This is a genomic window from Psychrobacillus sp. BM2, from assembly GCF_048572895.1.
Taxonomy (GTDB): Bacteria; Bacillota; Bacilli; order Bacillales_A; family Planococcaceae; genus Psychrobacillus.
The window spans coordinates 3157547-3171682 of record NZ_CP183878.1 but is presented as its reverse complement, the minus strand read 5'-3'; the positions used below and the strand labels follow the sequence as shown (position 1 = coordinate 3171682).

9 protein-coding genes and 1 pseudogene are annotated in these 14136 nt (G+C 35.2%); 5 read left to right on the top strand and 5 right to left on the bottom strand.

Features of this window, described 5'->3' with window-relative positions:
* Nucleotides 1-6 precede the first annotated feature (6 nt).
* Nucleotides 7-939 (top strand): sensor histidine kinase, encoded by a 933-nt coding sequence (locus tag ACN6MX_RS15620; RefSeq protein ID WP_419959761.1) that lies wholly within the window; start codon nt 7-9, stop codon nt 937-939.
* Between the two features lie 181 nt (nt 940-1120).
* Nucleotides 1121-3490: a polyprenyl synthetase family protein gene (locus ACN6MX_RS15615; RefSeq protein ID WP_419959760.1), complete on the top strand. Its 2370-nt coding sequence runs from the start codon at nt 1121-1123 to the stop codon at nt 3488-3490.
* Nucleotides 3491-3613: 123 nt separating this feature from the next.
* On the opposite strand, the gene ACN6MX_RS15610 is transcribed toward ACN6MX_RS15615, so the two are convergent.
* Nucleotides 3614-4108 carry a L,D-transpeptidase family protein gene (locus ACN6MX_RS15610; protein ID WP_419962642.1) on the bottom strand — a complete coding sequence of 165 codons (495 nt, stop codon included), beginning with the start codon at nt 4106-4108 and terminating at the stop codon, nt 3614-3616.
* Nucleotides 4109-4289: 181 nt separating this feature from the next.
* Between ACN6MX_RS15610 and ACN6MX_RS15605 the strand changes: the two genes are divergently transcribed.
* Together ACN6MX_RS15605 and ACN6MX_RS15600 are read left to right on the top strand one after the other, a co-directional pair.
* Nucleotides 4290-4982 carry a hypothetical protein gene (locus ACN6MX_RS15605; RefSeq protein ID WP_419959759.1) on the top strand — a complete coding sequence of 231 codons (693 nt, stop codon included), beginning with the start codon at nt 4290-4292 and terminating at the stop codon, nt 4980-4982.
* 138 nt (nt 4983-5120) lie between these two features.
* Nucleotides 5121-6023 carry a hypothetical protein gene (locus ACN6MX_RS15600; RefSeq protein WP_419959758.1) on the top strand — a complete coding sequence of 301 codons (903 nt, stop codon included), beginning with the start codon at nt 5121-5123 and terminating at the stop codon, nt 6021-6023.
* A gap of 102 nt (nt 6024-6125) precedes the next feature.
* Here the strand turns inward: ACN6MX_RS15600 and ACN6MX_RS15595 are convergent, their stop codons facing one another.
* Complete coding sequence (locus ACN6MX_RS15595) at nt 6126-7940, bottom strand: sulfatase-like hydrolase/transferase (protein WP_419959757.1); 1815 nt, start codon at nt 7938-7940, stop codon at nt 6126-6128.
* A 217-nt stretch (nt 7941-8157) separates the two neighbouring features.
* On the bottom strand, nt 8158-8688 hold the full coding sequence (locus ACN6MX_RS15590) for a TetR/AcrR family transcriptional regulator (RefSeq protein WP_419959756.1): 531 nt from the start codon (nt 8686-8688) through the stop codon (nt 8158-8160).
* Nucleotides 8689-8905: 217 nt separating this feature from the next.
* On the opposite strand from ACN6MX_RS15590, the pseudogene ACN6MX_RS15585 reads away from it, so the two are divergent.
* Nucleotides 8906-11086 (top strand): annotated as a pseudogene (locus ACN6MX_RS15585) (MMPL family transporter).
* Between the two features lie 556 nt (nt 11087-11642).
* Here ACN6MX_RS15585 and ACN6MX_RS15580 read toward each other — a convergent pair.
* The gene (locus tag ACN6MX_RS15580; RefSeq protein ID WP_419959755.1) at nt 11643-12386 is read right to left on the bottom strand and encodes a GTP pyrophosphokinase; all 744 of its coding nucleotides are present in this window, start codon (nt 12384-12386) and stop codon (nt 11643-11645) included.
* Nucleotides 12387-12578: 192 nt separating this feature from the next.
* Nucleotides 12579-13964 (bottom strand): PepSY-associated TM helix domain-containing protein, encoded by a 1386-nt coding sequence (locus ACN6MX_RS15575; RefSeq protein WP_419959754.1) that lies wholly within the window; start codon nt 13962-13964, stop codon nt 12579-12581.
* Nucleotides 13965-14136: the final 172 nt, after the last annotated feature.

Here is a 14136-nt window from a genome sequence, read left to right as displayed (position 1 = left end):
AAACTTATGGGAAAATTATTTTTATACAGTGTTTTATGCATAATACATATGTCTTTACTTTTACAGGTGGTTTTACCATTTTGGGTTGCTGGATTGATAGGACTTTCCATAAGCTTCTGCACTTATAAATATGTAATAGTTGATATAACTTGGGGTGTTCAGATTTTATTAGTGGGCATATATGTATTTAGCGAACCGTCGTTAGCATATATTTGTGTATTACTAAGTAGTATTACATTATTTATATACAGCGTGAAAGATAGAAAAACAAAGAATAAGATTCGTGAGAAAATAGCTAGAACAGAAGTCCAACATAACGAATACAATCAAACCTTTCAAATGCTAAAAAAAGAAAGACATGATTATTTGAAGCATATTAACGCCATTCATTATTTGATGCAAAGGCAGTCAAGGGAAGATGCAATTCAATACATGGAAGTCTTAATTGACGGATACGAAGAAACAAACTTATCTATAAAAGGAGAACATGGTGCAGTGGCAGCTATACTACACAGTATTTATAAACGTGCTCACTTTAGTAATATAGCAATCAACTATCATTTCGATATACCTTGTTCTAAATTGCCCCTAGATACTCTAAAAGTGGTTGCATTGCTAGGAAACATTTTAGAAAATGCTTTAGATGCCTGTGAAGAATGGCATCAACGTTCTGGTGTGCAAGGGTTTATTGAAATGACTTTGCAAAAAAGAAGTGGCCTTTACATATTAACCTGTAAAAATAGTACAGTACGACTGCCTCAAAAAGTAGCAGATCAATTATTTAAAAAGGTGGGCGTAACGACTAAACCTTCACATGATGGATTAGGTACCTCTATAATTCAAAACATTATCGAAGAACAGCAGGGGTATTTAGAATTTTTAAATGAGAAGGAAATGTTTACTTTAGTATGTAAACTTCCGAGTATCCACAGTAATTAAAGGGAGCGATTTTCGTTCTCTTTTTTTGATTATTCTATTATGAAGTAGGGATTTTACTCATAGAAATAGAAAGAGTAATAAATTTAGCAGTTTAATGTAAGCCCTAAATAGGTTAAATGTTATAATTAGAATAGTATTTGATTTCGGAATGTATAAAAAAGAAGTGAAGGTGAGTAATGATATGAATGAAAAATTAATCATCGCCGATGATTGCTATAAGCAAGCTGAAGAGAAGGCCAATCATTATTTCCAATCACTTTATGCGCAGGTCCAGCAAAAGGCGTTTGCAAGAATCCTTACAGAAGATATACACCTTTGGAAAGGTAATCATATTCGGCATCGCTCTTTATTTACGTTGTTTTCACGAGGAAATAAACAACCGAATTCAAAAGAGTATCACCATTATATAAAGTGGCTAAATTATACAGGTAAATTAGATAATTATTTAAATCGAAGCATTTCCTATATTTTTATGCGAGATCTTGGTAAAGCATTGAACTCTCCAGAAACCGAGAATCGGATTCGGAGTGTAGTGGAAAGTTTAAAAACTCACCTAACATCCACTACAGCAGATCAAAAGAATGATGGAGAGATGTTCAGTATGACTGGTTTGTACCGCCTTTCTCAGAAAGAGGGTGTGGAATCAACCTTCATATGGCTGATAAACAAGCTCAAGATAGTATCCGCAAATATTCCAACAGGGATGGATGCTGAGCATGCACAGCGAAAACTTATGAAAATCATTGCAGGGGTAATTATGCAAGAAATTGAAGAGATGGACGATGAGGTTTCTCCTGAAGAACGTAGGCAGAGGCTTGATAAAACGATTAGGCTAGGTTATTCCTATGGGCTTACCTATCCGTTTATAGACGATCTTCTAGATGCAAAAATTCTATCGGATGAAGAAGAAAAACAATATGCTAGTCTGATACGTATCACACTTACTACAGGAATAGTCCCAGAACTGGATGATTGGAATGGAAATAATGCAGAGTTTATCGGTTATATTCATACAGAACTAAAAGAAGCCTTTGAGTATATTAAGGCACATCAGCGACCAGAGACAAGAAATAACTTTTTCGAACAATCTTATGTGTTTTTCAATTCTCAAGAAGTAGATCGAAAAAAGGATTTAGCTCATGCGAAATATACAAACGAAGAACTTTATATACCAGTTATTTTAAAATCTGCTTCTTCTCGATTGATTGTTCGTTCCGTAATTGGTGCTCCTGAAGATGAAGGGTTTGACAGTCGAACATTTTTTTATGGTATTTACAATCAACTTGCAGATGATTTTGCTGATATGTTTGATGACATGGAGGAGGGAGCAGTAACTCCCTATACGTACTACTTGAAGTATCACGATAAACGGTCAGATCTCATCAATCCATTTGAGATGTACTGGACGGTAATCTCTAATTTGATTCATCAAGTTTATAATTCAGATAAAATGACGAGTGAGGTAATTTTAGATCGGGCTATAAATGGGCTAAAACGATTTAAGGAGAGAGCAGGTGCGGAAAAATACAAAGAGGTAATGGTCCTTTTTGCTTCCGGAAATCCTAAATTCAATAAACTTATTCAAGAGATGGTACGAAAAGCGGATGATGTAGATTTCTTCGACAAGCTGCTGCGTGACCATATGATTACAAGCTTAAAAAATGACAGACAAGGGCAGGAAGACTTTATTGATACGGCGAAAGCTATCCGTAGTGAGATTAATAACGTCCTGAATATCCCGAAAACTAATGAAATGAATGATTCGATAATAGATGCTGCCAACTACAGTCTACAAGGAGATGGAAAGCGATTAAGGCCAATAGTTACATGGTTTATGGGAGTTAACGCATATGGCTTAAATAACTCGGTGTTGGAACCACTTTTAAAATCATTAGAATATATGCATACAGCCTCTCTCATTTTTGACGATCTTCCGTCTCAAGATAATGCTTCCCTTCGCAGAGGTCGACCAACACTCCATGAGGTTTATAATGTATCTATTGCAGAGTTGACTGGGCTTTTCCTGACTCAGAAGGCTATTTGGGAGCAAACCACTTTGGAGCAGTTCGATTCGAAAGCCGTGCTCAGGCTTATCCAATATTCAGCACAAGTGACAGCAGATATGTGTAGAGGTCAAGCAATGGACTTAGATTCCAAAGGGCAAAAATTGTCTTTGGAACAATTAAATAAAATGTGCTTTTACAAAACTGGACTAGGCTTTGAAGCATCTATTCTTATGCCTGCAATTCTAGCAAATACTAGTAAATTAGAAATAGAGGCATTGAAAAAATTTGCCCGCCATGCAGGTATTGCTTTTCAGATTAAGGATGACCTTCTCGATGTGGAAGGTGAAACTGCTTTACTTGGAAAAACGGTTGGCAAGGATCTAGAAAATAATAGCTCTACTTTCGTATCTATATTAGGTGCGGAAGATGCCAAAAAGGAGATGTGGGAAAATTACTGTATTGCGATGGAATCATTACAAGATGTCCCGCGGGATACCACTTTTTTAAAGCATTTTTTGGATTATATTATCAATCGCGACAAGTAAGACGCGGACGTGGTAATATTAAAACCCCTTCGAGTAAAGTTAAAAGTGATCTCTTTAGCGTTCAAAAAGAGGCTACCCAAAAAAGTCATAATTTATTGACTTAATGGGTAGTCTTTTTTGAAATTATGGGTGTATAGAAACCGGAGTTCCTATGGGAACAATTTGTGCTAATTCCTCAACATCTTCATTGTGCATACGAATACAACCATGTGAGACTGCTTTTCCAATAGAGCTAGGATTGTTGGTACCGTGAATCCCGTAGTGTTCTTTTGATAAACTCATCCACATTGTGCCAAAAGGTCCACCAGGATTAGGCTCTTTATTTATAATGATAAAATGTCCTACAGGTGTATTGAATAATATTCTACCCACTGCTATTGGGTACTCTTTTTGTAAAATACCGTTTCTTCGTAATCGTAGCCGACGATTGTTTATGGAAACCTCTATTTGATAGGGAAGCGTATTTGGGTCCGGATAGCCTGGTATAACAATGGATTGACCAATAAAAAGCATGTTCGGATTTATAGAATGGTTGGCGTTAATAATTTCGGATAGGGGTGTGCGATAGTCTCTGGCTATTTGACTCAGTGTTTCGCCTTGTTGAACAGTATGAATCAGTATAACCACCTCCGTTCTAATTAGTTGAAATAGTTCATTATATGCTAATTCAAAAAAATGCCTCATCCTAATGCATTTTTTCGAAATACTACCTACTCGTGGAAAGTCTATCAATTTTAGTATAAGGACATCGTTTCACGAATAGAATCTCTTATAACAGAATTCTAAAGGTGGAATGAGATTGAAAATACTATGTATATTTCTATTATTTGTTGTTTATTTCGCATTATCACTTTCATTAGAAAGTACAAACGCAATTGGCATATATTTAGTCATTTCATTGGGGTTATTCTTTTGGGGAGTCATCGAGTGGAGAAGTATTATAAATAGAAGAAACGCTGAAGATAGAAGGAGACTTGAGGAGGTAATCGCGGAAATTCCGCATACGCAATCTCAGATCTCAGACAATTTGTTAAATGTTATGCTAATAGATGATGTAAATAACTTTCTTTATATACTTCAAAGAGATTCTTTGCAAGTAGATTTTGATATAGAAACCATTCTGTTTTCTCAAGTACTAGAGATTGCGATAATAGAGGAAGAAAATGTTTTAAATTTATATCCTAAGGAAGGTTTATTAGGAAGTACACTTGCGAATAACGAAGAAATAAATGAGGAAGATTTTGAAGAGGAAGAAGATGAAGATGAAGATGAAGAGGATGAACTCATAGAAGCATTATGTTTGCAAATAGTAGTAGATGATTTAACCAATCCCATTTTAGAATATCCATTTATATCAAATGATCACTCTCTCGCTAAAGACTCTGACGAGTATATAGAAGCATACTCATGTTGTAACGAGTGGTATCAGAAAATATTTATTATTATTAAACGCTTTGAACATGACAAAGTAGCTGTGAAACTTTGGCAATAAAGAAAATAGAAGTGGAATATATTTAAAAATTGAATAGAAGTACAAGATTAAACCATTCTAAAAGGTAATAATTTTCTATGTAACGATATAGACAGGAAAACGTCTATATAAATAGATAACCTTTTAGGAGGAGAAAAAATGAAAATACTAAGTATAATTCTTTTGATGAGCATTTCTTTAGTTGGATGTGGAAATATAGAAAATGATGTGAAGGTACTTTCAGAAGAGCATCCTCCAGAAGAGACTAATAACCAAGCGGAGAAGGTTGTACGAGAATTGGTAGAAACGTTTGGAAGTAGGCTACAAAACGTTTCATTACTAGGTCCAGAAGGGGACTTAGAAAAGAGCATGCAAGAAAACTATGGAGAATTAGTTACTCCCAAGCTTGTTGAAAAATGGTTGGTTGATCCGCTAAACGCTCCTGGAAGACTAACCTCCAGTCCATGGCCAGATCGGATTGAAATTAATACGCTCCAGGAAAAGTCTAAATTTGTATATGCGGTGACTGGTGAAATAATCGACATAACAAGTGGCGAAAAGATGGCTAACAGAATACCTATTGAGCTTCTAGTAGAGAAAATAGGTGGAAAGTGGCTGATTAGTGAGGTAGTAATGGCCAGTGCTGAGCAGAATAATTCAACTGTATATGAAAATTCCGAATACGGCTTTTCTTTCGCATTGCCGGATACTTGGAAAAACTATTCGATTGTAACAGACAAGTGGGAAGGCTTATCCATTCCTACAACTGGTAAAGAAGAAGTAATTGAAACAGGACCAATGATATCCATTCGTCATCCGGAGTGGTCTGCCAAAGATCCACGCCAGGATATTCCCATCATGATTTTGACGATAGAACAATGGGATATGCTCCGGCAAGAGAAATTTCATATAGGAGCAGCACCGATTCCACCAACGGAATTAGCTAGAAATGACAAGTACGTTTTTGCGTTACCAGCGCGATATAACTTTGCATTTCCAACGGGATATGAGGAAGTCGAACAGATTTTAGAAGGAAATCCAATAGACGTAACTGAAGGATAAATATTATAAAAGGTGCTAAACCAAGTAATGGAATATGCTTGGGCGGCACCTTTTTTAATTAACTGTTCAAAATCTGTTTAAATTATCCGTTAAATAAGTAACCTAGTTTTCACAACTGGGCATACCTGGAACAGATCCACTTGTCGGAGATAATCTTTTTTGCTTGCATTGTTCCTCGAGGATAGTGGCTAGTATTTTCTGTATCACTTTTGATTCGGGTGTTTCATTCAAATGAAATGCAAGATTGCATTCTTCCATTGGATCCCTTGTTACATTATATAATTCATACTGATCGTCGACTGGTGATTGTTTAGTTGTAGTTATACAAATGGCAACCTCCTTCGTATCTGAAACTGGGTGAGGATCTTTCTGATCGGTCACTTCATCATCTACACCTGGGTTACTCCAAAATTGAGGATTATCAAAATAACGAGTAAGCTTCCAAATCTCATCCGTTTTTTCCTTTCCAGTTGGTAGTTTCAAAATCACGGTTTCTAGGTGATTTGGCTGAATAACGGATTCATATGGCTTTCCTGTTACGGTTAACTGGTTCAATCCTTTCGTTACTTCATCATCCGTCATAAAATATATAGGCTCGTTGGCTCGAGGGAATTTGTTCTTGCCATTTACTAATGCAGAGAGATCTCGTCCTACCAATGGATGCACCTCTGTATGACTTTTTTTGAGTTCATTTTGAGCATCGACTGCATTAATATTCGCTAGACCTAAAAGAGTTGGGATAATGTCTAAATGACTTGTAATCATGTCAGTTTCGGTAGTAGTAGAAAATTTAGGGCTATGAATAATTAGTGGGACATTCAGGGATTCTTCGTAAGCATTATGCCATTTTTGAAATAAACCACCGTGTGCTCCGACTAAGCTTCCATGATCTGCTGTAAAAACGATAATAGTATCCTCGTAAAAGACAGAAGATTGCAGAGCTTGAAATACTTTATACATCTCATCGTCTACCTTTTTTTGAAGAGAATAGTAAAGCTGTCTATAAAGAAGTGAATCGAATGTTGGCTGAAGTGCTTGTTGATAGACATCACGATAACTCAACTGAGCAGATGGTTTAGTGAATAGGTTTTCATTTGCTGTAGGAGCAGGTGGAACGAAAGGAAGAGTAGGGTCAATCTCAAAATTAAACATTGGATTGAACCGAGTGTATAGACCAAGGAGGGTAATATCATGTGGATTTACAAAAGAGGAGACAATTAGCCATGGCTGATTATCAGCTGAGTGTGCTTTTCTTTCGAGCGAATGAATTAAATCCACGACCTCCTGTGCGTATATTTCATCTCGTCCACTTACTCCAATACCTGCTGAAGACCCAGAATTTCGTGGATTTGATCCATGTGGTTCTGGACCAAGCCAACCATCAAAACCATAATTATTCAACCTATTGGCATGTTCATAGAGCTGCTCTTGGGCACGATTAGGTACACCTGTTTTAGTGTTGTAGCTAGGCAGGGCATTATGTGTACCAGGGATTAAAATATCCTCATCGGAAAGATGCCATTTTCCTTTCCAATAGGTTTGATATCCTGCAGTACGAAAATAATCTCCTAAAGTAGGTACTGTATTGGGATCCAACCAAAATACATCGGGGTCAAATGCACCTTTTGCAACACCAGTCGTTTGTGTCACTCCGTGAAGTGATGGATACTGACCGGTGAAAAGTGTTGTCCTACTTGGAGAACATGCCGTACTTCCAATATAATGGTTTAAAAATGTCATCCCCTTATTCTGTACAAGGTTATGTGTTTTTAAATTTTTCATTCGCCATTCTCTTAAGGCCTCGGTTTCATAAACAGTCGGAAATCTCTCTTCGTCAACAATTATAAAAAGTATATTAGGTCGCTTTTTGTGCTGATGGGAACTAGAACTTGAAAAATCTTTATTTGATTTGCTCAATTTAATAACTCCTCCATTTATTTTAAATATCTATTTAGCTTATGAAAAAATGAGGAGTGGGAATGGATATTTAGTCTAGAGATGTCCAATTATTAAACAAAGCTTGGACTGTAAATACAATTTTATAAAGCAAAAAGCTGCAACGACAATTAGTCATTGCAGCTTTTATTGATATCCTTTCGAATTCATTGCTTGGATTCAATTTCGTTGATAGAGATTAGGTTAAGTACATACTTTCTAAGATTTGGACAACTTCTTCAACGGGAATTTTCATATCATCATTAATCCATTTTCGTATTACTTCAATGGTTCCTCCTGTTGAATAAGAGAAATAGTATTCTATATAATTCTCGTTAGCATTTGGTAACTGTTTCTTTTTCGCAATTGAATTTTCATAAGTATAATTCAAAATTGTATTAAACACCCGTGAGCTACTTTTTTCATTTAAAATGATTTTGCAGAACTCCTTATTTTCTAGTATCAAATTCAATACTCCATAGAGGGATTCGTCTCCAGAATTATTTATTTTACTCATCATATTATCTATCATTTCATCTTCTATACTTATCATTAAATCAAACGGATCATTGTAATAAGAATAAAAAGTTCCACGATTAATATCAGCTTCCTTGCAAATCTCAGTAACAGTAATTTTATTTAAGTTTTTGGCCTGAAGTAAAAGTAAGAAAGCATCAATAATTACTTTTTTACTATACAATGTTCTCCGATTTCCTTTTATGCCAACCATGTAATTCGCCTCCAACTTACTATTCAATTCTATTTAATATGTCGTTAATCGAACAAAAATTTTAAAATTTGTCTTTTTAATAACATGTAGTTTATCTTTGCTTATTGTTATCTTTCAACAGCTTTAATATACTCTGTCTATTCTATTAAAACAACAGGTGTATAAATAATAACTAGTTGTTTTAGATGAGTAATTTTAGGATGAAAGGAAACTTAAAATGGCAAAGTATCTTTACAAATTAGGAAAATGGGCAGCAACGAATAGTAAGAAAGTAATTGGAGTCGCATTAGCAGTTCTCATCGTTATCGCAGTTTTTGCACTAAATCTGGGGGCGAATTTTTCCGATGAGATGACTATACCAGGAACAGAGTCAGAAAAAGCACTTCAACTTATGAAAAAAGAATTTCCATTTAATACAGGTGGTCAAGTGCAATTAGTATTAAAAGCACCAGAAAATAAAACCTTAGATTCTGAAGAGGTTAATAAAGTAATAATAGATACATTGATAGAGATAAAAGAAAAGGATGGACATGTTGTTTCTGTAGCAAGTCCAGTGGAATTAGGAAATTTAAGTAAAGATAAGAAACTAGGATATGCTATTGTTACTTACAATATAGCGGCAGACAAAGTATCAGAAAAATCAAAGGAAAATATTAAAGAAAATATTGAAAGTACTCGAGACGCTGGTATTCAAACAGAGTTAGCTGGTGATGTTGAATTCACTGAACTGGAAATTGGGGGAATCACAGAGGCTATTGGAGTAGTTGTAGCTTATATTATATTGGCAATTACTTTTATATCCTTCTTAGCGGCAGGAATGCCAATTTTAATGGCAGTTATTGGCCTAGCTATTGGCCTACTATTGATAGTTATTGGAACAAATTATCTGGATATTACTTCTGTTTCGATAACTTTAGCTGCAATGTTGGGATTAGCGGTAGGAATCGATTATGCTTTGTTTATAATGACTCGTTTTAGACAACAAAGGAAAGAAGGATATTCTGTTTCAGAGTCTGTAGCAATTGCAACTGGAACAGCTGGCAGTGCTGTAGTGTTTGCTGGGATAACTGTTATTGTTGCGCTGTTAGGTTTATCTGTTGCACAGATACCATTTTTAACAATGATGGGTCTATCTGCTGCTCTTTGTGTTTTATTTGCAATATTTATCGCAGTTATTGTGGTTCCAGCCTTTTTAGGAATTATGGGACATAAAGTGGGAGCGGATAGAAAGAATGCACTATTAAGCAAAATTATTAAAAGTAATAAAAAACAGACTACTTCCGATAGATGAGGAAACTTTGTAGCGAAACGCCCATGGAGAGTTGCAGTTATTGGAATTGTTCTTCTTTCTATTATTGCGACTCCTATTCTCCATATGGAGCTTGGTCTTCCAGATAACGGTTCGAAAAATGAAGAGACAACAGAAAGAAAAGCATATGATTTATTAACTGAAGCTTATGGACCTGGTCATCATGCAACATTACTTGTAGTTGCTAAAACCTCAAGTGAAACAACCAATTTACAATTGGCGTTAAATGATACTATAGAAGAGTTAAGTGGTTTATCAAATGTCAAAAGTGTTAGTCCTGCAATTCCTGGACCATCAGGGGATTTATATCTGATTTCAATTACTCCAGAAACAGGATCAAACGATGCAGCAACAAAAGAACTTGTAAATGACATTAGAAAAAGATCTGATGCCCTGAAGAAGTCAGATCATATAACCTTGATGGTTACGGGAACAACGGCAGTAAACATTGATATCTCACAAAAATTGAGTGATGCATTGCCAGTATTCGCTTTATTGATTATTGGATTTTCATTTGTTTTATTGGTACTAGTATTTAGGTCAATTCTAGTTCCATTAAAAGCAGTTCTAGGATTTGTACTTTCTTTGGGTGCTACATTAGGATTTACAGTGTTTGTTGTACAGGATGGAAACTTAATAGATCTTTTTGGATTTCCTATTGCGGATCCCGTATTAAGTTTTTTACCTGTGATTGTGATAGGGATTTTGTTCGGGTTAGCCATGGACTATGAGGTCTTTTTAGTTAGTAGAATGCGTGAAGTATATACACATATGGGAAATGCACGTGAGGCTGTTTTAGCTGGGATGAGAGACAGTGGTGGAGTAGTTACAGCTGCAGGGTTAATCATGATTTCTGTATTTACTGGATTTATGTTAGCTCCAGATCCAATGATTAAATCCATGGGACTAGCCCTCACATTTGGTGTTCTATTTGATGCTTTTGTGGTAAGAATGGCTATTGTACCAGCAGTTATGATTATAATGGGGAAATCAGCTTGGTACTTACCAAAGTGGTTAGATAAAATACTTCCAAATTTAGATATTGAGGGAGAAGCATTTATGAAGGAAGTGGAAAAAAACAAGAAATAATATTGGGTGAATAATCCCAATAAGATTCTAGTTGAACTATAGAAAAAAAAGACCTGAAATAGGTCCTTTTTTAATAGAAAGTATTTAAAAATGTAGTATGAACACTGGGTTTGGGCTCTTTTAAAAATGAATAATACGACTGATTTCCGTTTCAGGTGGAAGAAAGCAGATTATCTTTTATACTAGTGGAAATAAAGAAAAGTAGTAAGTGTTTGACTCATAAAGAAGCGAAATAGCTAACGAAATTGCATCTTCCAGAGCTTCTTCTATAAATAGGAAAGCAGCTTTTCTCTAGTTATCCAAAAACGCACTAATCTGTTTCTAAGAGTTGTAGGAGGGCGACGGACAGGGACAGGCAAACGCCATAAGATTACCGAAAAAAGAGAAGCTGGTCGTGACGCAGTCACGACCAGCTTCTTTAAAAATCAATCGGTAATATATAACGACTCGTCTGTCCAAAGCCTACTGAAAACGCTAGAAACAGGGATTTAAAGGACCGGGTGTCTTTTTACTTAGTTTTTCTTATTGAAATCAACAATATCTTCAGCTTATAATTTTATTTAACTTTTTCCAGCATTTCTAGGAAAGCAGGTGGAATCGTTATTGGTTGGCTTGAATTGCTTATTAACTTAGTTAATTCATCTACTTCGGTTATTTTATTTTCGCTTTTAATAACCTTTACTTCATTATGCAGTCTTTCCATCTTCTCATCTAGTGCAAATGCGGAATCGGCAGCTTCTTTTAACTCGTTTAATAATTGTTCGGGCACAAACTGATCATATTTATAAAAAATTTTATGTTCTAGGCTTGCCCAAAAGTCCATCGCAATAGTTCGGATTTGCACTTCAACTGTTACAATTTCCTTACCATCCGACATGAAAACAGGAGTTTCCAATAAAACATGTAAACTCTTATAGCCATTACTTTTTGGATTTTTAATATAATCTTTTACTTCCAATACTTTTATATCACTTTGTTTTTCCAACATGTCAAACACCCGATAAATATCAGAAATAAAAGAACAAGAAATCCGCATTCCCGCAATGTCTTTCACATTTTCTCGTATGCTCTCTACTGAAATACTTTTACCTTTTCGATTAAGTTTTTTCAATATACTTTCTGGTGATTTCAATCTAGAATTCGTATGTTCAATTGGATTATATTCGTGGATCATTAAAAATTCTTCTCGTAGAATTTCAATTTTTGTTTCAAGCTCACTTAATGCAAATTTATATAACAGCATCATTCGCGTCATTTTCTTTTTCATCTGCTGAAACTGTTCTACTTGCTCTGGATTCATCTTTAAGCGCTCCTTCAATAATATGCCTGTGAAAATAATAACAAATTTGTCCTTGTTAAACAAATATATTGCGAGTTGTCTCTGTTGGATTTGAGCAGTTGCATATTAACTTGGAGGAAAATAGATTAAAAAATAGTAGCACAAAGCATTGATATGATTTGTGCTACTAAATTTATATTTTGCCATGCACTTTTAACGAATTGATTCATTAATACTACTATTTTTATTTTTTTGTAGTAGGTAAATTATTAATTCTATAAAAGCAATTGCTATTAGTGATAACCCAAAAAGTGGCATTACTATCCCTAGAGTTACTAATAAGATGATGAATCCTACAAAACTTTTTCCCATCGGAGTTTTAGGGGGAGCTGACAATTTCCCTTTTACTTTTCTATCCAGCCACATCTTGTATCCCCAAATGATAATTGTTAAAAATGCCAAACAAACGAGTAAATTGATTATTTTATTTGGCCAACCAAATAAATGACCTTCATGCAATGGAATACCCCATGTAAACCATTTTCCTAAAATACCATACTCCTCGTAACCAACTTTTGAAATCAGCTTGCCGCTATATTGATCAAAATAGTTAGTTACTTCTTCATGTGGGCTAACATCTAAACCAGTGACCCCTGTATTACTCCCTTTTGATACGGTATACACGTCGTCTCCACTCATTGGAAAAACAATAGAATATGGTTTGGAGATATGCGATTCGTCAACCTTCTCCATTAGTTGTTGCACACTGATCATATTACTGTTATCGTTCAGGTGAGACATACCAGCCATATCATTATGGTGAGCATGTGCCTCGCTTGATGTAGGTGCTTCATTTTTACGAGTAGCCCATGGAATTTCGTTGATCTCCGATATTGGTGGAACTTGTTTCAATTCTGGAATACCAATAGACGGATGTGATTGTGCCGCTGAGTATATGAAATTACCCATAAGAGCTGACCATGGCAAACCAGTAAAGATCAAAATAACCATTGGAATAGCAATTATAGTACCAGTAATAGCATGAAGTTTTTTATGCTTTTGTCTCTTATTATTGGTTCCTTTCTGCCTTTTAAAGACCTTTCCTTTAAAGGACATATACACTCCCGAAATAAGTAAAAATATAGCCCAACACGCTGCTAATTCAACCAAATAGTTTACAACTGTTCCACCTACAAATAAAGAACTATGTAAACCTCTCATGACATTCGAATAAGTGGATGCGGCGTTCTGACTACCTACAATCTGATTATGGTTATCTACAAAGAGATATTTTTGGTTGCCTTCTGTATTGGTCATAGTAAATCTTGTATTGTAATCACCATTTAAAACACTTACTTTTGCTACACTATAACCCTCATATTGATTTTCCGCATTCCCTATCGCTTCATCTATAGAGACACTTTCACTTTTGTTACTGTCGCCAAAAAATAAATCATCATACAGTTGATTTTCAACATCTGTATAAAATAAGTATCCGATACCACTAATTGTTAGCGTAATCAGTAATGGTGCAATAAATATCGCTGCATAAAAGTGCCAACGCCAAAAAATATTATAGAAACGCTTTTTATTCTTCAAATTTCTTCCCCCACGTCATTAGTAGTTCAGTGATTTTCGTAATCTGGCTTAAATTCCTGACTCGAATATCATTTTATAAAATAGTTGTGAAATTTGATTGAAATAAAAAGCTTCTATCTAAATATTTTCTTATTCCTTAAGTAAACCGCCATTATACTTATAATGGTAAGTT